17 protein-coding genes and 1 pseudogene are annotated in these 20,809 nt (G+C 53.0%); 14 read left to right on the forward strand and 4 right to left on the reverse strand.

Translation table 11 applies throughout. The features are described from left to right. Window positions 1-82: 82 nt before the first annotated feature. On the forward strand, window positions 83-1,711 hold the full coding sequence (locus MYS68_RS03930; protein WP_248924573.1) for a GMC family oxidoreductase: 1,629 nt from the start codon (window positions 83-85) through the stop codon (window positions 1,709-1,711). Between the two features lie 129 nt (window positions 1,712-1,840). Here the strand turns inward: MYS68_RS03930 and MYS68_RS03935 are convergent, their stop codons facing one another. Further along, window positions 1,841-4,969: a hybrid sensor histidine kinase/response regulator gene (locus MYS68_RS03935; RefSeq protein WP_248924574.1), complete on the reverse strand. Its 3,129-nt coding sequence runs from the start codon at window positions 4,967-4,969 to the stop codon at window positions 1,841-1,843. A 46-nt stretch (window positions 4,970-5,015) separates the two neighbouring features. Then, the gene (locus MYS68_RS03940; protein ID WP_248924575.1) at window positions 5,016-5,774 is read right to left on the reverse strand and encodes an alpha/beta fold hydrolase; all 759 of its coding nucleotides are present in this window, start codon (window positions 5,772-5,774) and stop codon (window positions 5,016-5,018) included. A gap of 118 nt (window positions 5,775-5,892) precedes the next feature. Between MYS68_RS03940 and MYS68_RS03945 the strand changes: the two genes are divergently transcribed. From MYS68_RS03945 to mscL, 8 genes are all read left to right on the forward strand, one after another. Then, a complete protein-coding gene (locus tag MYS68_RS03945) occupies window positions 5,893-6,834 on the forward strand; it encodes a helix-turn-helix transcriptional regulator (RefSeq protein ID WP_248924576.1) in 942 nt (313 codons plus the stop codon). Window positions 6,835-6,943: 109 nt separating this feature from the next. Further along, window positions 6,944-7,483 carry an AAA family ATPase gene (locus MYS68_RS03950; RefSeq protein ID WP_248924577.1) on the forward strand — a complete coding sequence of 180 codons (540 nt, stop codon included), beginning with the start codon at window positions 6,944-6,946 and terminating at the stop codon, window positions 7,481-7,483. A gap of 263 nt (window positions 7,484-7,746) precedes the next feature. Continuing rightward, window positions 7,747-9,006, forward strand: coding sequence for an ABC transporter substrate-binding protein (locus MYS68_RS03955; protein WP_248924578.1), 1,260 nt, complete (start codon window positions 7,747-7,749; stop codon window positions 9,004-9,006). Between the two features lie 18 nt (window positions 9,007-9,024). Then, window positions 9,025-9,978 (forward strand): carbohydrate ABC transporter permease, encoded by a 954-nt coding sequence (locus tag MYS68_RS03960; RefSeq protein WP_248924579.1) that lies wholly within the window; start codon window positions 9,025-9,027, stop codon window positions 9,976-9,978. 9 nt (window positions 9,979-9,987) lie between these two features. After that, window positions 9,988-10,818 (forward strand): carbohydrate ABC transporter permease, encoded by an 831-nt coding sequence (locus MYS68_RS03965; RefSeq protein WP_248924580.1) that lies wholly within the window; start codon window positions 9,988-9,990, stop codon window positions 10,816-10,818. Window positions 10,819-11,340: 522 nt separating this feature from the next. Further along, a complete protein-coding gene (locus tag MYS68_RS03970) occupies window positions 11,341-12,714 on the forward strand; it encodes an MATE family efflux transporter (RefSeq protein WP_248924581.1) in 1,374 nt (457 codons plus the stop codon). Window positions 12,715-13,003: 289 nt separating this feature from the next. Next, window positions 13,004-13,513 (forward strand): DUF4188 domain-containing protein, encoded by a 510-nt coding sequence (locus MYS68_RS03975; RefSeq protein ID WP_248924582.1) that lies wholly within the window; start codon window positions 13,004-13,006, stop codon window positions 13,511-13,513. Between the two features lie 138 nt (window positions 13,514-13,651). Continuing rightward, window positions 13,652-14,110, forward strand: coding sequence for a large-conductance mechanosensitive channel protein MscL (gene mscL, locus MYS68_RS03980; RefSeq protein ID WP_248930809.1), 459 nt, complete (start codon window positions 13,652-13,654; stop codon window positions 14,108-14,110). Between the two features lie 319 nt (window positions 14,111-14,429). On the opposite strand, the gene MYS68_RS03985 is transcribed toward mscL, so the two are convergent. Continuing rightward, window positions 14,430-14,852, reverse strand: coding sequence for a VOC family protein (locus MYS68_RS03985; protein WP_248924583.1), 423 nt, complete (start codon window positions 14,850-14,852; stop codon window positions 14,430-14,432). 188 nt (window positions 14,853-15,040) lie between these two features. Between MYS68_RS03985 and MYS68_RS03990 the strand changes: the two genes are divergently transcribed. From MYS68_RS03990 to MYS68_RS39035, 4 genes and pseudogenes are all read left to right on the forward strand, one after another. Further along, window positions 15,041-16,120: a GntR family transcriptional regulator gene (locus MYS68_RS03990; RefSeq protein WP_248924584.1), complete on the forward strand. Its 1,080-nt coding sequence runs from the start codon at window positions 15,041-15,043 to the stop codon at window positions 16,118-16,120. Between the two features lie 77 nt (window positions 16,121-16,197). Continuing rightward, window positions 16,198-16,902 (forward strand): hypothetical protein, encoded by a 705-nt coding sequence (locus MYS68_RS03995; RefSeq protein WP_248924585.1) that lies wholly within the window; start codon window positions 16,198-16,200, stop codon window positions 16,900-16,902. A gap of 458 nt (window positions 16,903-17,360) precedes the next feature. Then, window positions 17,361-17,765 (forward strand): annotated as a pseudogene (locus MYS68_RS39030) (helix-turn-helix domain-containing protein); the annotation flags it as partial. A gap of 594 nt (window positions 17,766-18,359) precedes the next feature. Continuing rightward, window positions 18,360-18,557: a helix-turn-helix domain-containing protein gene (locus MYS68_RS39035; protein WP_420852203.1), complete on the forward strand. Its 198-nt coding sequence runs from the start codon at window positions 18,360-18,362 to the stop codon at window positions 18,555-18,557. Window positions 18,558-18,626: 69 nt separating this feature from the next. Here the strand turns inward: MYS68_RS39035 and MYS68_RS04005 are convergent, their stop codons facing one another. Beyond that, the gene (locus tag MYS68_RS04005; RefSeq protein ID WP_248924586.1) at window positions 18,627-18,977 is read right to left on the reverse strand and encodes a DUF805 domain-containing protein; all 351 of its coding nucleotides are present in this window, start codon (window positions 18,975-18,977) and stop codon (window positions 18,627-18,629) included. Window positions 18,978-19,264: 287 nt separating this feature from the next. Between MYS68_RS04005 and MYS68_RS04010 the strand changes: the two genes are divergently transcribed. Next, window positions 19,265-20,800 carry an extracellular solute-binding protein gene (locus tag MYS68_RS04010; RefSeq protein WP_248924587.1) on the forward strand — a complete coding sequence of 512 codons (1,536 nt, stop codon included), beginning with the start codon at window positions 19,265-19,267 and terminating at the stop codon, window positions 20,798-20,800. Window positions 20,801-20,809: the final 9 nt, after the last annotated feature.

Here is a 20,809-nt window from a genome sequence, read left to right on the forward strand (position 1 = left end):
AATTGCAATATTTGAAAAACACAGTCACGCGAGAAGCCCAACGATAATACCCTGCATTAGCCGATGTTAAAGGGGTATCGAAATGAACAGGAAACTAAAATTCGATTACATTATCGTAGGTACGGGGCCGGCCGGGGCGGTTATAGCGAAAACATTGACCGATAATAAGAAAACGTCGGTCCTTGTGTTGGAAGCTGGCGGAAAAAACGACCGCGACAAAGCTATCAGGGATTCGTCTGCCGCCCTGGAGCTTGAAGAGCGTTTTTTTCCGAACTATTTTTGGCAAGGGGAAGGTGTTCCCCAAAAAGGTCTCGACGATCGTGCGTTCGAATGGACAACAGGCAGGTTATCGGGCGGCGGGTCATCAATTAACGGCGAACAGTATGTTCGGCCTACTTCCGCTGTATTCAGGGAGTGGGAAAAACTCCTGGGACCGCTATGGTCGCCGAAACGGGCAATTCGCCGGTTTAAGCGCTTGGAGAAGTATAACGGCAAAACAACCGACAAGATGGCAAGGGGATTTAAAGGAAGGTTGGACATCAGGCAGGCTCCTCAAGAGCCAACGCGGATGGCGAGAAAATTGATTGCGGCCATCGAGCAAGCTACAGGCCTGCCCGAGATTCTCGATTACAACGATCCGAAGACACCGTTAGGTCCCTTTACCCGGTGGCAGCTGTATCAAAATCCGGACGGCCGGAGGGAAAGTTCGTCCACGGCGTTCCTTTCCTCCGATATTATGACCCCTGGCGGACAAGGGGTGAAGGGCCGCAGGCTTAAAGTGCTTTTTAAATCGACGGTTCTGCGTGTTATTTTTTCCAATAAAAGGGCGGTTGGCGTGCAGTTTTTGCGGGAAGGCAGATGCATAACGGCTTACGCTACGAAGAAGGTCATTATCTCCGCAGGAATCAACAGCGCACAGTTATTAATGTTATCCGGTATCGGTCCGGGTGTATTGCTTAAGAAGGCAGGCATCCCCGTTGTTTTTAATAATCCCAACGTCGGTAAAAGGATAAGAAATCATTCGCTTAACTTTGCCGTATTTACTGCCAACCCCGATGACCGGGCACTTCCTGCGAACGACCCGAACGCCCTATATACAGGAGGGGCTTTCTTACCCGACCCCACCGGAGCCGAGCCGGGCAGACGCGCCGTACAGCTGGTAGGCATCGGTTCGGAGGGCATGTTAACGCTGGCTATTCTGTACCTTCGCCCGAAAAGCCGCGGGAGCATCCGCATACAAAATAACGATCCGCTTAAAATCGTTCTGGCAGACGAAGGATTTCTTTCGGATCCGGCGGATATGGAAGCGATCAAAAATATTTTTAAAATCTACGTGAAAAATATCGCTGCCGAATTGGAAGTGATAGATCCGTCCTATAAGCTGGTTTCTCCCGGAATCGACGTTATCGATAACGACTCGAAACTGGAGCAGTACATTAAGGAGAACTTTGACCATAATCATCATCAGCAAAGCTTTTTGCGGATGGCGCCGTTACAAAAAGGCGGGGTCGTCGACCGGCGGGGGAACGTCCATGGCGTAAAAAATTTAATTGTGGCGGATGCCTCCGTTATTCCGTTTACCGTAGACGGCAATACTTCAGCTCCCGCCTTCCTTATCGGTTATACGATTGCACGCCGGTTACAGCTGCAAAATAAAAGAAGAAAAAAGCGAGTTCTTTCGGGATTTCGGTTCGAAGAAGTTGAAGAATAGGGCATAGGCTCTGCCCCAGCAGTACGAAGCCCGGGTCCCCCTCTTTGAGAGGGGGATTTGCCGGGAGAAAAATCGGAGGAGGCCATTTCCATCTCCCATTTTGCCGTGCAGGCATCGCAATCTGGCAACTTAAGGGGCATCCCTCAAAGGGATTTCAAACGACACCGTCGTACCTTCACCCTCGGCGCTGCGGATGGAGAGGCCCCTGCCATACAGCTGAGTCAGCCTTCGGTTCGTATTGGATAGCCCGATACCGCCCCTTCTTTGCTTCGCCGTATCCAGCACCTGCCGGATGCGCTCCGGTTTCATGCCTTTTCCGTCGTCTTTTATTTCAACCAGTGCGAAGCGTTCCTTGCGGACGATCCGGATCTGCACCGTGCCGCCCCTGGAACGGCTGAGGATGCCGTGTTTGACCGCATTTTCAACGAGCGGCTGAATCGTCAGCGGCGGAAGAAGCAGCCCCATGCTCCGATCCACTTCCCATTCGATGTGCAGCCTGTCTTCGAAGCGCTCTTTCTCGATATAAAGATAGGCTTGGACAAGCTCAAGCTCGTGGGACAAAGCGACCAGCTTCCCCGAATTGAGAAAATCGAAGCTGATCCGCAAGTAGGATGTAAAGGCGTCGCCGAGCTTGCGCATGCGTTCCGTATCCAGCTCGCTGAGCGCCATAATCGAGTTCAGCGTGTTAAACAGAAAATGAGGCTGGATTTGCGCCTGTAAATAGGCGGCTTCCATGCTCAGCCGTTCGCTTACCGATTGCTTCAATGCGGTGAGCGAACGGATGCGGTATTTCAGCTCGAGGGCATCGACGGGTTTGGCGACGTAATCGTTCGCACCGGACATGAATCCCGCGTAAATGTCCGAGGGCTCGCTGCGCGCGGTCAACAGCAGAACCGGAAGCTCCGAAACGGAGAAGTGCTCCCTGATTTTGCGCGTCAGCTCATAGCCGGACATACCCGGCATCATAACGTCGGCGACAACCAGTTCCCACTGCTGCGAACCAAGCAGTTCCAACGCTTCTTCCGCGGACGTGACCGCCTTGACGTTGTACGGCTCGGAGCTCAGGATGCCGGTGAGCACTCTCAGGTTGACGGGGTCATCGTCGACGGCCAAAATGTTCGCTTTTCCGTCTTCGAAAGACGGTGTGTCAAGCTGGAGGAAGGTCGCAGCCTGCGCCGGTGCAGCTTCTATGATCCGGGTGGGCGCAGCTTCCGCGATGCCGACCAATGGAGGAAACGCCGGATTTTTCGTGTGTGTCAAATCCGTAGAATCCGTCAGCGGCAGCGAGATGCAGAACACGGATCCTTCGCCAAGTTTGGAGCGGAGCGTCATTTCACCGCCGTGCAGCTCCACCAGCTCCTTGCAAATGCTTAAGCCAAGCCCCAAGCCCCGCCCGTCTTTTTTTCCATGCAGGCCCTGCTCGTACCGCAAAAATATGCGCGATTGCGTTTCCGCATCCATGCCTGCCCCGGTGTCCGCTACCTCGATGACGGCCAATCCGTTATCGGTTTTGGCGGAAACGGTGACTTTCCCTTCGGCGGTATATTTAAGCGCGTTATGCACGAGGTTGAAGACGATTTGCACGAACCTTTTCTCGTCCGCGAGAACCGGAGGCATCGAGTCGGGGACGTTCATTTCCAACCGCACGGGCTTGCCTTCCGTCATAAAACCGAGCATCCCGAAAATACCGGAAACGACCGGCCCGATGGCCAGCGGCTCCTTCTTCAGCACGATCCGCTTCTCCCGCAGCCGGACGACGTCGAGCAAATCGTCAACCATGTGCGACATTCTGCGGCTGATCGTAATAAGCAGCTGCATATCTTCTAGACTTGCGCTATCCATTTTAGGCCGCTCTTTGGCTACGATATTTTGGGCGATATTCATAATGCCGTGCAGCGGCGTTCTCAGCTCATGCGACGTATTGGCGAGAAACTGATCCTTCAGCCTGTCGGCTTCCTTAAGCTGCTCGTTCAGCTTCGCGTTCTCCTCGGAATTGCGGAAGTATCGTTTGAACCAATAAGCCGAGAAGGCCACAATTGCCGCGATCATATCGACCGGATAGAAAACGGGGCTGATCTTTTCGCTGAAATTATAGGCTCCCCAAAGCACGCTTGAAGCGACGCTCATAATCGCCAGCAGCAAATAAATGGCGTCATGATGTTTGCGAATGACCATTTTGACGGCCAAATAAACAAACCAGGCGAGCGGGAACAAATACAGGAATCCGAAAACCATCGCTTTCCTGGAATAATAAATGAACGGCGGCGGTACGATCAGCGCGAATGCGGAATAAAGCACGAGCAGCACGGTATACGCCCGGAACAAGCTGCGTCCTTCCATTTTGCCGGAAAAAGATCTGGTAAAGTACAAAACGAAAAAGGAAACCCACATGTACGAAAGCAGCCTGATTTTTTGCAGCCACATATAGCTGAGCGGAAACCAGTTTTGCAAAATATGGTTGTTATCGGATACGACCGTGAGGCCTGCGGCCAACAGGAACATGAAGAAAGCAAGGAACGTTTTTTGCCGCGGGTTGAACAGGTACAAGATGCATGCATATATGCCGTGCAGCAGCAGGATGAGAAATGTGGCGAGCTCGAAGCCGATGGAATACCAGCGCTCGAAATCGACGGCCGCCTGCGAACCGAAACGGATCGGTTTGGCGATGCCGCCGTAAAACGGATGCTCGAAATTGGCAACGCGAATGAGCAGCTCGATTTGCTCCGTATTTTCTTCGGCCGTATAGGACGCTGTGTAAGAGACGTTTCTCGGTAAATACGATGACGCCGTCTCCGCAGGATGGCCGATTTCGGGCTCTTTCTGGCCGTTGATTTCCAGCGCGGAGGAAGCCTGAATGTCCCGGATCCAGAAGGCGTAAGTCCGGTCCCGGGCAGCAGTATCGACCAGAATGCGCAGCCGGTATGTCCCATAACCGTACGACGAAGTGGCGCCTTCCGGAAACGCGCTGCGCCAGTCTCCCGGAACTTTGACGTAACGCGGAGTGCCTGCGGAATGACTGGCGTTATCCTCATGCGTGATAAACGTCGATGGGTAAAATTCCCATTCGCCGTTAAGGCTGATGGCGCGGGAATTCGCAAAATCCCAGCCGCGCATGTCGAGCACGCCCTGAACGGCGTCGCGATGCTCCGGGGTCGCAAAAGTCTGAGACCAGATCCATCTTACTCCGAAAAGTATGGTGAGAAAAACGATGATAGCGGCAGTATATTTGATAATGGTTGTATATTTTTGTATATTCATACTGGCTTAATTTCGACATCGTTCCCGAATTTCCTTTCTTTATAAATTATTTTCCTGCGAGGCTTTCCCGGTAAGTTCCTTCGGCGATGGTGACAAACTCCGCCAATATGGTGCTGAGTCCGGCGGGATTGCTGATCATCGGCAAGTGCCCGGTATTCAGGTCCCGTATGACATGTGGGGAAAAGTTCGCAATCATTTTATTTTGCATGGGCGGATGAAGCTCTTTATCCCCGGTCAGCCTGACATACAACTTCGGGATATCCGGAACATGCGATTCTACAGGGTCCGTATACACACGGACGGCTTCGGGAACGAATCCCCGTACGATCTCTTCCGCTTCCTCCGGCGTGAGGCCGCTGCATAACCCGGAACGGATCGCGGAATCGGGAGGTCTTGTCCCGACTTTCCTCAGGACAGCGGACAGAAGGAGTCTTTTGGGAAAAGGCATAGCGGATAGAAAAGAACCGCCGTCCTTCGGAATGATCGCCCCGACAGCGGCAATTCCTGCAAGTCGTCCGCGCAGCTCGGGAGCAAGCCGTAGTGCAAACAGTCCCCCGAGAGAGTGAGCTACGAGAATAAACCTCGGAATTTCCCATTCGTCCGCCTGCTTTTTCAGGTGTGCCGCGTAATCCGCCAATGAAAGCTCTTTTCTTGCATCTGCGCTGCCCTCCCTGTAAGGAAATTCGACCACCTTGCAGGGGGAGTTCAGCCGGTCCGTTACTTTGCCCCAAATCCGGCTGTCCAGTCCCGCTCCGTTAATAAATAAGAAACCTGTTTGTTCAGGCGTATGTTCTTTCATACTCATCCGTTTCCTCCATACCTGTTCATTTGCTTGCAAAATGATCATATCATTAAAATGTGACAGTTTTCGTCACATTTTAATGGTAAAATTAAAAAAAATGCTAGCGAAATGGGGCCGCAGATTGCAGAAGTCACAGCGACTAATCCAGATGATCATGAAGATCAATGCCAAAAAATCGTTTACCGTCAAAGAGTTGGCGGACGAATTCGGGTTATCCAGCCGAACGATTTTAAGAGATTTACAAGAACTAAGCGAGCTCGGTATCCCCGTTTACTCGATTCAGGGAAGAGGGGGCGGTTACAAGCTGCTGCAGGAACGGCTGCTTCCGCCGATCAGCTTCACCGAAGGCGAAGCTATTGCGATGTTTTTTGCGTGCCAATCCCTGGAGTATTTCAGTTCATTGCCGTTTGCCGAGGGGGCCGATTCGGCGCTCCACAAGTTTTATCATTACTTGCCCGAAGATGTGAAAAGTCAAATAGACCGCTTAAAAAACAAGGTCATGTTTTGGAGTCCATACCGCTGGATGTCGCCCGGGGTTTTGCAAACCCTGCTTCAAGCTGTCATGACCCGCCGTGCAGTCGCCATAAAATATAAATCCGGGAGCGGAGTATCGGAACGGAACATTCAGCCGATCGGTCTGTATGCAAGCTCAGGCTACTGGTACTGCCCGGCGTATTGCTTCCTTCGGGAAGACATCAGGCAGTTCAGGGCTGACCGGATTCTCTCCGCGGAACTGAACGAGTCGATCCCTTGCCGGGAAGATATAAACCGGATGAACTTAACGGATAAGCCTGCGAAAGGCCATCTGGAACAGACGACATTGGAGCTCGAGATGACGAAAAAAGGAGTTTGGCAGCTCGAATCCAATCCCCGGTTTGCACCTTTTATCAGGCGAAATGAGGATGGCAGCGGAACGGCGGCCGTTCGGATTACAGCGGAAGATGTGAAATTTTACGCAGACCTGGTATGGCAGATGGGGAAGGAAGTCAAAATACGCGGGCCTGAGGAAGCGATTGCGTACATGAAGGAAAAAGCGGAATCGGTGCGGCAGTTATATTTATAAACGTCGGACTCGCAGCGTCAAGGATAGTTTCCGTAAAACAAAACTCGGCCGGGCGTCCGCTTAAATCCCGTTCTATAATATAAGGAAAACGAAATAAGGAGCGGGTTCTATGACGGAGAAAAGTGCCGGAATTATATTGGTCACCGGAATTATGGCCAGCGGAAAATCGACCGTGGCGCAGCTGCTTGCCCAGCGGTTTGCGAAATCCGTGCATGTGCGGGGAGATATTTTCCGAAAAATGATCGTAAATCACCGCAAGGAGGTGGAGCCAACCGCCGGGGACGAGGAGCTGGAGCAGCTAAGGCTGCGGTACCGGCTCGCAGCGCATTGCGCGGACGCTTACTTTCGCGCGGGATTTACCGTAATCGTTCAGGATGTGGTCATCGGTCCGATGCTGGGCGAATTCGTCTCTTTCGTGCAAAGCCGCCCATTCCGGGTTGTAGTTCTTTGCCCGAACACGGATGCCGTCACACGGAGGGAAGCCGGGCGTTCGAAAAAAGGATACGGCGCCTGGACCGTGGAGCAGTTGGACAATGTGCTGCGAAGCGAAACGCCGCGCGTAGGCGTATGGCTCGATTCCTCCGAACAAACCCCCGACGAAACCGTAAACGACATTTTGAAAAAATGGGACGAAGCGCTGCTCTCGTAACGTGAAAACGATAAAAATGCGCCGGCAAACCCGATGGAAGCCGACCGGCGAACCGCCTCAAGTCACTGCGACTTGAGGTTTTTTTGCCGTTTGGGAAATTAAGCGGCAGCTAATTGTTTTGGGGGATTTGTTCTTTGGACAAAAAGGATTTTCGGCAGACGTGCCCGGTCCGCCACGCCCTGACGGAGCTTCCATATGCAGGCAAGTTTTTGCCAAGGAGGGAATATACATCTATAAATAATTTTTCCGAGGAGGGATTCCGCTTGAAGCGATCGGCTTTGATTACCGCGCTCGCGCTCATTGTCGTCTTGTCCGGCTGCGGGTTATGGCAGCGTCCGCCATCATCCGGCGACAAAAAGATAACGCTTACATTGTGGTATTGGAACCGTTCGATCGACGATGAGCTTTTGAAGCAGGTGGATCAGCAGTTCCCGAACATTCATTTGAACTACCAGAAAATTGGAGGCGATTTCAAGGCGAAGTTAATGACGACCTTGGCCGCCCGTTCCGGGGGTCCCGACATCGTCGGCTTGAACGATTGGGTATCGGCTCTGTTTCCGGACAAGACCCGTTTCGTGAATTTGTACGACCTGGGAGCGAAGGAGGTTCAAAGCAAATACCTGGAATGGAAATGGAAGCAGGGCGTCACTCCGGACGGCACGATGATCGCTTTTCCGATGGATACCGGCCCGACGGCGCTGTTTTACCGCGAGGATTTGTTCCGTCAAGCCGGGCTCCCTACGGATCCGGCCGAGGTGAACAAGCAGCTGCGCACGTGGGATGCCTATTTCGAGGCGGGAAAAAAGCTGAAGCAAGCGCTCGGCGGCAAAGTATCGATGACCGACAATGTGAAAGATCTATACGGGCAGGTGCTTGCCCAGGGCAAGGATTTGTACTTCACTCCCGACGGCCAGTTTATCGGGGAGCGTTCGGAACAGGTCCAGAAGGCGTGGGCAGCGGCCGCCAAGGCGTATAAAGACGGGGTCGTCGCGAATGTCGATCGCTGGACGCCGGAATGGAATGCCGCCATGAACAAAGGGGATATCGCATCGTTCGTCGGCGCGGTGTGGATGAAGAAGGTGCTGAAGGATGCGGCTCCGGATACGTCCGGCAAGTGGCGGGTGGCCAGGGCGCCGGGAGGGGACGGAAACAACGGCGGCTCGTTTCTCGCGATCATGAAAACGAGTCAGCACCCCAAGGAGGCGTTCGAGGTCATCAAATGGCTGCAAAGCGAATCGAACCAGCTCCGCGCTTTCCAGGATCTCGATTTGTTCCCGTCGGCGCCGGGCGCTTTCAGCGATCCGAAAATGAACAGCGAGGAACCGTTTTTCGGCGGACAAAAAACAGGTGCGATTTTCGCCGAATCCGCCAAAAACGTGCAGGTCGCCTATTTCGGAGAAAAGTTTACGCTGGTCGACGGCATCATGAAGCAGGAGATGGACAAAGTAGCCAAACAGAACAAATCGCCTGACGCCGCCTGGCAGGATGCGATGAAGCAGATTCAAAGGGAACTCAAACGATAAACGAGGAGGTGCGCCAAGATGCAACCATCAGCAGCAGCCCCGGATTCCCGCACGGCCGCCGGACGACCCCATGCCGGGAAATGGCGGGAGATATGGAAGCACCGCGCAGTGTACGCTGCCATATCGCCGTTTTACTTGCTTTTTGCCGTATTCGGCGTTTTCCCGATCCTGTTTTCCTTGTACCTCTCCTTCCAGAAGTGGGACGGCATCGGCGAGATGAAGTTTAATGGGCTTAATAACTTTCATTACATGCTGACGGAGCGTTTGTTCTGGAAATCGGTGGGCAATACGTTTTTGATCTGGATTTATTCGACGATCCCGATGCTGATCTTCGCGCTTGTGATCGCCTTTCTGCTCAATTCGGCCTTCGTCCGCTTCCGCGGAGCCTACCGGATCGCCTATTTTCTGCCGAATGTCACATCGATAGTGGCGGTGGCGATTATTTTCAGCACGCTGTTTGCAAACAAATACGGCTTGCTCAACTTCGTGCTCACTTCGTTCGGCCTCTCGCCCGTACAATGGCTCAACAACGCCTTCGGCATTCATCTGGCGATCGCGTCGATGGTCATCTGGCGTTGGACCGGATACAACGCGATTATTTATTTGGCCGGGCTGCAAAGCATCCCGACCCATCTGTACGAGGCCGCGCGGATCGACGGGGCGAGCACGGCGCAAATTTTTTTCCGGATCACGATTCCGCTGCTGCGGCCGGTCATTTTGTTTACGGTGATCACGTCGACGATCGGCGGCATGCAGCTGTTTACGGAGCCGCAGGTGCTCGTCGGCAACGACGGAGGCGTCGGCAACAACGGGATGACCATCGTGCTTTATTTGTACCGGGAAGCGTTCGTGCGCAACTATTTCGGGTATGCGTCGGCGGTCGGGTGGGGGATGTTCGTCATCATCGTGCTGTTCTCGGCCGTCAACTGGATGCTGACCAAAGAAAAAGAAAACGTTTCAACGGGGAGGTGAACATAGCCGATGACAAGCCGTTCGATATGGAACAAATTTGTACTGCACCTTCTGCTTGTGGCCGGAGTCATTTTGTCCGTGTTCCCGTTTTATTGGCTGGCCGTCATGTCCACCAGCACAACCAGCGATCTGTATAAATTTCCGCCGAAAATCTGGTTCGGCACCCATCTGATCGACAACATCCAGCGGCTCATGCAAAACATCGACTTTTTCCAGGCGCTGACCAATACGTTGTTCGTCGCCGTCGTCACCTCGGTGCTCGTCTTGTTTTTCGACTCACTTGCGGGATTTGCTTTCGCCAAATACGAATTTCCGGGGAAAAAGTGGCTGTTCCTCGCATTGCTCGCCACGATGATGGTGCCGGGCCAGCTGTCGCTCGTCCCTTCGTTTGTCATCATGGCGAATTTCGGATGGGTGGGCTCGTACAAAGCGCTGATCGTCCCCGGAATGGCCAACGCCTTCGGCATCTTTTGGATACGCCAGTACGCGCAGGGGGCCATCGCGGATGAGCTGCTCAGCGCGGGGCGGATCGACGGCTGCAGCTTCTTCCGGCTGTACTGGAACGTGGCGCTGCCGATCCTGCGCCCGGCGCTGGCGTTTCTCGGCGCCTTCACGTTTATTCACGTGTGGAACGACTACTTATGGCCTCTGGTCATTTTGAACGACAAATCGAAGTATACTTTGCAGGTCGCACTCTCGCAGCTCAACGGCATTTACAACACCGATTATTCGATGGTGATGGCGGGCACGTTCCTCGTCGTCCTGCCGCTCATCGTCCTGTTCCTGTTCGTCAGCCGCCAGTTTATTTCCGATATCGCAGCAGGAGCGGTTAAAGATTAAACGTACGGTTTTACTCACGTGATCGTGCAGCAATAGAAAAGCTGGCGAATTTCCCAAAAGGACGCAGCCCAAGCCAAGCCGCGGGGGCGTCCTTTTTGTTGCTTGGGTGCAAAAGGACTCATGCTGCCCGTTGTTTGTAGTAGCTGTACCCCAACTGTAGAGCGTGTCCGATATAGGTTTTTGCCTCGGCAAAAACCATATCGGACATACGCGAGTACGAGGCACACACCTCCTCCCCCCGGCATCGCGCCTAAAGTAAAGCGTGGCGGGCATAGGATTTGGGCGAGCAGCCCCAAATCCATGCCCGGCAAATGTGAACCAGAGGCACGCAGCATCTCCCGGCGGGCGGGTCCAGGGCGCTTGGGGCGCCTGGGGTCCCCCTTGAAGGGGGATTTAGGGGGTGGGCCCTCGATTTAAGGAGGGAGGTGGGCCCTCAATTTAAAGGAAATACCCCTCATATGTAGAAGTTTTAAGACGGCCTTATTATTATTCCCCACTCCAACATAAAGAAAGGTTCCGGTCATGAGTTTATTTGTGCGAGAGAAGTCATTTTACAAAACATTTTTTACGCTGACGGTCATCATCGGCTTGCAAAACATCATTTCGTTCGGAGTCAACTTGTCGGATAATTTGCTGATCGGCGGTTACAGCGAAGCGGCGCTTTCCGGTGTCGCGATAGCCAATCAGATCCAGTTTGTGCTGCAGATGCTTGTGATGGGCGTCGGCGAAGGTTTGGTCATCATGGCGTCCAGATACTGGGGGGCCAAGGACATCGGCTCGATCAAGAAGATTTCCAGCATCGGGATGCGGCTGGCGATTTTGGTAGGGCTCGTCATGTGGGCCGTCGTTTTTTTCTTCACGCAAAGCTGCCTGTCGCTTTTTACCGGCGACGTGAATGTGATTGCCGAGGGGACAAAATTTATACGGACCATCTGTTTCTCGTATATCTTTTTTTCCATTACCAGCATTCTGCTTGCCGTTCTGCGAAGCGTGGAGACGGTGAAAATCGGCTTTATGTTATCTTCAAGCACGCTGATTATCAACATATGCCTGAATTATTTGCTCATCTACGGACATTTCGGCTTTCCGAGCCTGGGGGTGCAGGGAGCCGCCGTCGCCACCCTGTCGGCCAGAATCATCGAGCTGATCATCGTTTGCCTGTACGTAAAGCGTTTCGATCAAAAAATCGGACTTAAGCTGCGCGATTTTTTCAGCATCGAGCGGGGGCTGTTCAAGCATTATGTGAACGTCGGATCGCCCATACTGATGTCCAACTTCATCTGGGGCATCGCCATGGGGACGCAGACATCGATACTGGGACACATGGGAGCGGCCGCAATTGCCGCGAACAGCATAGCGACAACGATCTTTCAGATCGTATCGGTCGTCGTTTTCGCCTCGGCCAGCGCGACCACCGTCGTCATCGGCAAAACGATCGGCGAGGGGCGCGCGGACAAAATCAAATCATACGCCAAAACGCTGCAGATGCTGTACCTTCTCATCGGAATATGCACGGGAGCTCTTCTTTTTATTACAAAAGACCATGTCCTGGACTTTTATTCCATCTCTGCGGAAGCAAGAGATTTGGCTTTGCAATTTATGACGGTGCTGTCCGTGACGGTGTGCGGAACCGCCTACCAAATGCCGTGTTTGACGGGAATCGTGCGAAGCGGCGGGGATACGCGTTTTGTTTTGTATAACGATACCATCTTCATGTGGCTCATTGTCCTGCCCGCTTCGACTTTGTGCGCCTTTGTATTCGACCTGTCGCCTTTCATCACGTTTATTTGCCTCAAGTCGGATCAAATTTTGAAATGCTTCGTTGCTATTGTCAAAGTGAACCGGTTCAGGTGGATTCGGGCGTTTGATTCCCGCGCAGCTTCGGGAAAATTTTAATAAGTGCGATAAAAAACGGTTCGCTGCGTGTCTTGGATCGTACTTCCGATTGCTCCTCTACCCCATAAAGTGAAGAAAATCCTTCGAAGCTAATTCCGATTACTTTGCGGGGACCCCGGGATTTTAATTGCAATGTTTTTCAGCGGTGGAAATCCGGTCACAAAGGTGACCGCTAGCGCTTCTCCAGTACGATTCCACCCACTTCGCTTTATTTCACTGCACTGTTTAAAAGGATTTCCCGCTTCGGGGAAGAACTATTTTGTAATAGGCAAGAAGGGGAGGGATTGGCTTGGGGGCAGTAGTGAAAGGCAGGTACACGGCCAAAACGGAAGGGGATTTCGTCGTATTTTTGATCGGAATGAGGGTGAACCGCATTTGGGCTGTTCATAAATGGTTTCCGGTTTTTCGGGCGATGGGTCCGATGATCCGCGAGTTATACGCGAACGGAAGTTTGGGATTTCGCGGGACCGAATTCATGGTGGGGTGGCGGAGCGTGCATTTGCTGCAATATTGGGACTCCTACGAACAGCTCGAGGCTTATGCGAGAGGCGGACAGCATCTGAAGGCTTGGCGCCAATTCAACCGGGCTGTCGGAACGGATGGGAGCGTCGGGATTTATCATGAAACGTACAAGATTCGCGCCGGCGAATACGAATGCGTTTACGGCAATATGCCGAGGTTCGGTCTGGCAAAGGTCACGGAGCATGTTCCCGCCGTCGGCCAATATGAAACATCGCGGCGCAGAATGGGCGGGATGAACGATCCTGCCGTTCCTACGCCGCCGAATCCCGAATCCTAGCACGAAAGAAATCTACCGGAACGGGGCCGAAGCTGATATAGTAATAGGATAAAGAAAAAGCGATCCGAATGGATTACTTAATCAAATACGAGACTGCATGTATTTGCTGCGGAAAGGAAGATGGCCATGCCCTCCCAATTGTTCAAAGAATTTAAGGAATTCGCCATGAAAGGAAACATCATCGAACTTGCGATCGGAGTTATCGTAGGCGGGGCTTTCGGCAAGGTCGTCACCTCGGTCGTCAACGACGTCGTTATGCCGCCGATCGGGCTGCTGCTCGGCAAGGTCAACTTTACCGATTTGTTCCTGCCCCTGGACGGAAAATCGTACGAATCGCTGTCCGCCGCCAAGGCAGCTGGAGCGCCGACGCTGAACTACGGCGTGTTTATCAATACGATGCTGGACTTTCTGATCGTATCCTTCGTCATTTTTATCACTTTCAAGCAGTTGAACCGGCTGCGCAAAAAAGAGGACAAGCCTGCGGAGCCCGAGGCGAAAGTCAAGGAGTGCCCGGAATGCTTGTCGGAAATCCCGAAGCTGGCGACCCGCTGCAAATACTGCACGGCGGTGCAGGAAGCCGGCGGTGCGGAAGCGTAACGTACTGCGGAGGAGGCAGCCCGGGACAGGGAGATGGGCGCTGCCAACCGATGCTGTCAAGTTAATTCTAAAACTCCGGATCAATAGAGGAACTGTAATGCGCTAAAACGGCCATTTCGAGTGGTGCGCCAAAAATAAAGGAACTGTGGTTAGCTATTAGCATGTTTTGCTGGACAAGACACCATTTTTCAATGGTTTAGCGAACGTCAGTTCCTCTATTTCTCCGAATGTGCCCTTTTACTCGATCATAGCGAATCTCAGTTCCTCTATGCCTATGAGCCGCCGCCGTCATATCGAACTATCGGGCCCTAAGCGCCGTCTACTTCATTCGCCTCGCAATCGGATGATCCTCGTTCAACTGCAGCAAGTCCCACAAATTCCCGTACAGATCCTTAAATACCGCAACCGTCCCGTAGGACTGCCGCTTCGGCTCCCTGACAAATTCGATTCCCCTTGAAACCATTTCGTTGTAATCTCTCCAAAAATCGTCGGTGTTTAAAAACAAAAACACTCTGCCGCCTGCCTGATTGCCGATAAACGGCTCTTGTTCGGGTTTCGAGGCCTTTGCAAGGAGCAGCGTAGTGCCGGCCGATCCGGGCGGCGACACGACGACCCAGCGTTTATCCTGCTCGGGCTGATACGTATCCTCCACCAAAGTAAAATTCAGCTTCTTCGTATAAAACTCGATGGCCTCGTCATAATCCCTTACCACCAGAGCAATATGGACGATGGATTGAATCATTTTGAACCCCTCCGGATTTCTGATGTGAAAAACTGCCTTTTTTTCGCGGGCAACACCCTTATCCTACCATTTTCCCGGAGCCTTGTGTAAAAAATGAATGGTATCGGGCGGTTGTTCGCGGTATAATGGAAAAAGCAGTATGACAGATTATTTTATCAGTAAGACAGGTTATATCGGGAGGCATACAGATGAACGCGAGCTCATTGCGATACATGCAAGTGAAGGAGCGGCTGATCGAGCATATCGCCGCACTTAAGCCGCACGAGCGGCTTCCGTCCAGAACGGCGCTGTCCGAGTCGTATAACGCCGCCCGGACGACGATCGAGAGAGCGATTTCCGAGCTGATCGGCGAAGGGCTGCTGTATGCGCGGGACGGAAGCGGCACCTACGTCGCGGAGGGAGTCCGCGGAACCGTCCGGCAGGAACGCGTCGGCACATGCAATTGGGGGCTGCTCGTCCCCGATATTTTGCACTACATCTATCCCGGCATCGTTCGCGGAGTCGGCGACGTGGCGAGCGATCATGATGTCAATTTGATGATCTGCAATACAGACAACAGCTATGAAAAGCAGACAAGGCACATCAACAAACTGATAGACAGCGGCGTCCATGGTCTGATCGTCGTGCCGGCGATCTACGGCACCGTTGATCTTCAGCCGTTTTACCGGCTGAAGGAGTCGGGGATTCCGCTTGTTTTTTGCCACCGGATGATCGAAGGAATTCAGGCCCCCCGGGTCATCTCCAACAATTTTTACGCAGGTTATATCGCGACCAAACATCTGCTCGCGGCCGGGTTCACGAAGATCGGCTTCATTTCGCGGCCCGTCTATTCGGCCTCATCGGAGAGATACCAAGGGTACGTATGCGCGCTGACGGAAGCCGGCATCCCTCTGAGGCCGGAGTGGGTCGTCTTCGAATCGTCGTTCGAAACCGATGGGGAAGGCTATTTCAGCGCTTTGCGGATGCTGCGCGGAGAAGACCGTCCGGACGGCGTTTTCTGCTTTAACGACGGCATAGCCAAAGGAGCAGGCGATGCGGCCGCAGAGCTGGGGCTTGCGGTAGGTACCGATATCGGCGTCGTCGGCTGCGACAATACGAACATTTGCGAAACGATGTCTCCCAAGCTGACGTCGGTCAAATTTCAAACCTATGAGACCGGAGCGGAAGCTGCGCGCATTCTGCTTGCCGGAGCCGCCCAGATCAGCCAGACGCTGGTGCTTCAACCGGAGCTGATCGTCAGGGAAAGCACGCGCAACCTGAACGGGTAATAATAGCCGTCGTCCGAGCCGGCAAAGGTCGTGACCGCATGAAAGGCGACATCGGTTTTATGAAAGGGGGGCAACAAATGGCGTTCTTCGGAAGAGGTCCGGCATGGCTGGCAAGACTGAAGAAAAGAACCTTTTTTATCAAAATGATGCTTGCAACCGCGTTCATCTCGATCATACCGAATTTGCTGACCGGCGTCGTTTCTTATTACAACGTATCCAAAACGTTCGAGCAGGAGACGGGCGAGACGAAGCTGCAATACTTGAACCAAACGATCAACGCGATGGAAATTGTCGTCGGCCGGATCAAGGAAAATGCCAACCTGCTTGTCATGAACCAGTCGGTGCAGGATTTCGAGCAGTTTCCGAACGGCAGCTATTACGAAGGGATGCAGGGCGAGTTCGCCAAGGAGGATCTGCCGTTTCTGTATGAATATTTGACGACGAAAAAAACGCTCTGCAAACGATCAACTCGTTCCGCATGTCCAACCAATTCGTGGACTCCGTCTACTTTTACAACAGCAGGGAAAATTTCGTCATCACTTCGGAAAGCGACGGCTCCAACCGGCAATTTCCGCTCCAAGCATTTTACGATACGGATTGGCGCGACGCGCTTGCCGAAGCGAGAGAAAATACGGTGTTCATGGAGACGCGTACGGCAAAGCAGTACAATCAGACGGAAAAAAACGTGCAGACGATCATCTACAAATCGTACAGCGGAAAAAATGCAGTCATCATCAACCTGGACGCTTCCAAGGTATACAGTGAAATCATCAACAAATTAAACCGGCAGGACGATATTTTCGTCGTATCCCGGGCAGGCGGGATTTTGTTCCACAGCGATCCGGACAAAATTCATCAGCCGGCCAGCCGGGTAATGCCGGATGACGAGGCGTATATCGGCAAAACCGGCACTTTTGTCGCCAAGCTGCGCGATCGGCAAATGCTGATCAGCTGCGCGACTTCTCCGCTGCTCGGCTGGACGTTTGTGAACGCGTCCGATATGCAAGCGCTTACCAAGGGGACGGCCGTCATTCGCAGGACGATTGTGTTATCCGCGGTTGCCCTCGTTTTGCTGTCGCTGACGCTCGCCTATTTGTCCTCGCGAAACCTGTATAAGCCGATTTCCCGTCTCAGCGCGCTTATGGCCGGGAGATCGGAACGGAAGGCGGAGCACGGAGATGAAATTCGCGTCATCGGCCACTTTGTGCAGTCGACGATCATCGAAAGAGATTTTTACAAGATGAAGCTGGAGGAGAGTTTGCCTTTTTACCGGGAACGGTTCAAATATTCGCTGCTGCACCGCCATTCCTTGACCTTGGAAGAGATTGAGGAGAAAAAGAGCTATTTGGGGCTTGATTTCGAGCTGCACGATCTTGCCGTGCTGCTGCTGTCTTTGGACGAAGAGGGGCACGGCAAGCCCGATATGATTGCCAGCGACCTGTATAAAATTCGCGTGATGGAACTGATTAAAAGCCGCTTCGCCGTTCCGGCGGCGCATTTTCTCGTCGATTCCGGGAAAGACGAAATCGCGATCGTGATGAACTGCGGCGGACTGGACCGGCAGCAGCTGTTCCGGCTTGCCCAGACGCTGCTGGACGACGTGAACCGCGAGCTGCAAAGCCGCTTTACGATGGGCGTCGGGCGCATATGCGCAAGTGTCCTGGAGCTGCCGCAGGCTTACGAGGAGGCGCTGGAGGCGCTCAAGTACAGGATCATCTACGGCAATGGCGACGTCATCTCGATCGACGACATGAAGGTGGGCGGCGAGAGCGAATATACCTATCCGAAGCTGAAAGAGGAGCAGCTGCTCGGTCTTATCAAGACGGCCCGCGAAGCGGAGGCGCTGGAGGCGTTTGACGATATCGTCGCCGAGGTGAACGCGCATAAAAGCAAGCTGCACTACAATCAGATTCAGCCGATGTTCATGCAGCTGCTGACCGGTTTTATGGGCATGTACCGGCAGCTCGGGGCCGATGTGGAGGCGATTTTCGAAAAGGAAACGAACCCGTACCGCGAGCTGCTCGAGCAGGATTCGATCGATAAGATCAGCCGTTGGTTCCGCCGTCTTATCGGCGCCACCGTCCGCTATATCGAGCGGGAGATGAATGCGAAGGGGAACCACCACATCGCCAAGGTCATCGATATCGTCGAGCGGGAGTACGGCCAAGACATTTCGCTCAGCTGGGTGGCGGAGCGGCTGGGTCTGAACCCGGCCTACATCAGCCGGCTGTTCAAGCAGATGACCGGGGAGCCGTTCGTCGATTATTTAAAGCGGGTGCGCATCGAAAAAAGCAAGGAACTGCTCGCGCGGAGCGATCTGAAAATCGGCGAAATCGGCAAGCGGGTCGGGTACGTCAATTCGTATTATTTCATCAAGGTATTCAAGGAAACGATGGGGCTTACCCCAGGGGAATATAAGAAGCTGGTCGGTTCTTAAAAAAATGCACCCCGGCTGCGGCCATTTGAAACCGCGTCCGGGGTGCCGTTATGTGTGCCGTAAGGCGAATCAGAATGCTGCAGCTTTAGGATTCGGCCCATAGCTGTTTTCGTTCTCTTGGCTGTCCTGACACGTAAAAACAATCAGGATAATGGCGCCGATGAGAGGGATCAAGCATATGAGGAGCCACCAGCCGCTTCTTCCGGTATCGTGCAGCCGGCGCGCTCCGACCGCTAAAGACGGCAGCAGGACTGCCAGATAATACAGCGTGGCGAGCAGCGTAATCCCGAAAATCGCATCGATGATCGAAAGCACGATGCCGATAATGGCGTTCACCAGAGCAAACATCCAATATTCCTTGCGCCGGGCTCTGCCTTGAAATCCCGTATAATTTTTAATCACCTTCAAATACCATTCCATTGCAATTTCACCTCGATTGTTGTTTTTTTACCATCTTCTAGGAAGATTGATTCGTCTCTTTATATCGACAAGAAGAAGCCGGAATGTTAGACTTCGGGCACTAAAATTTTTTTGATTTTTTATCGAGTGCACGCTGCGTTTGGCGCATATTACTTTTTTGATATGTCAAAATCGTAATGCGAATGTGCAAAAGTTATTATATAAAGCGCTTTCTTTTGGTGCTAAGTTAGGCGTGGAACGGGACCTTTCAACGGTGCCGAAAGCGATACCAAGGAGGAATTTGCGCAATGAAAAAAATGGTCAGCACTTCCGCGATCGCCCTGCTCGCCGCAACCACGCTTGCCGCCTGCTCCGGCTCTTCCGGCAGCGGGCAAACCAAAGGGGCGGGGGAAACCGCCAAAGCGGGCGAACCGAAAAGCATGCCGAAAATCTACATTTACCAAAACACAGGGGCGCTCAATCAGAAGCCGGAGGGAAGTATTCCGGAAAAACTCGAAGAAATGAAAAAGATGTACATGGAAAAGCTCGGCATCGAGCCGATCGCCATTGTCCCGCCCAAAGGCTCGGAGGCGGAAAAGCTGAACCTGCTGCTCGGCTCCAAGGACGAAATCGATACGTTCCAGGGCAACTGGGACGAATATGCGTCCAAAGGCGCGATCATTCCGCTGAACGATCTGCTCGACAAATACGGTCAGGACATCAAAAAGGCATGGCCGCAGGAAGCTTGGGACTATATGAAGGACAAGGACGGGAAAATTTGGGGCATACCGCGCGGCATTCCGTCCACCCATTATCCGGTCTGGGTACGTTCGGACTGGATGAAGAAGCTGAACCTGAAGACGCCGCAAACGATCGACGAGCTGGAGGCGGTGCTCAAAGCGTTCAAGGAGCAGGATCCGGACGGCAACGGCAAGGCGGATACGATTCCGATGATGACCGACCTCGCAGGAATACGAAATGCGTTTCTCGGCGGATTCACGGAGTACGGCAACAGCAACTGGATCGACCCGGCCGATCAAAAGGTGAAGCCGGCGGAGCTGGCCCCCGGGTTTAAGGATTTTGTCGCGAAAATGGCCGATTGGTACCAGAAGGGCTACATTTACAAAGAAGCGTTCGCCAAGTTCGACCCGCTCGAACTGCTGAAAACGAACCGCGTCGGCACGTCGTCGATGTGGTATTCGCGGATTACGCTCCTGTTCCCGCAAATCAAACCGAACTTGCCGGCGGATGCGAATTATGAGCTGGTGCGCGGCATTCAAGGGCCGAAAGGCAAAATCATGACGGCCACGCCGGCGAGCTCCACCTCGATCGTGATCACGAAAAAAGCGAAAAATCCCGAGGCGGTCATGAAGTTCATCAACTATCAATATCAGGATCTTCCGACGAACACACTGAATGCCGCTTTTGGAACGAACTGGAAATACCTCGACGACAAGAAATTTGAAATCGAGCTGCAAAACAAAGAAATCCAATACGCCGGCGAATATATGTTATCTCTGGGGCTCGCCACGGAAACCAAATATGCGTTCAAAGACCCGGTCAAAAAACTGCACGCCGACTACCTGAACAAAGAAATTACCAAGCTGGACGAAGCGAAAATGCCGGTCGACGCGACGGTGCTGTATGACAAGAAAGCGCTCCAGGAAAATATTCCGACGCTCGGCGATCTGGACCGGCTGCGCAGCGAGGAGCTCGTGAAGTTTGTTACCGGTGCAAGACCGCTAGGCGAATTCGACAAATTTATCGACCAGCTGTATAAAGCGGGGCTGGACAAGTGGATTGCCGAGTACACCAGACAGTATAACGCGCTCAAGAAGAAGTAGGTTCGGCGG

The sequence above is a fragment of the Paenibacillus hamazuiensis genome (assembly GCF_023276405.1).
Lineage (GTDB): Bacteria > Bacillota > Bacilli > Paenibacillales > NBRC-103111 > Paenibacillus_AF > Paenibacillus_AF hamazuiensis.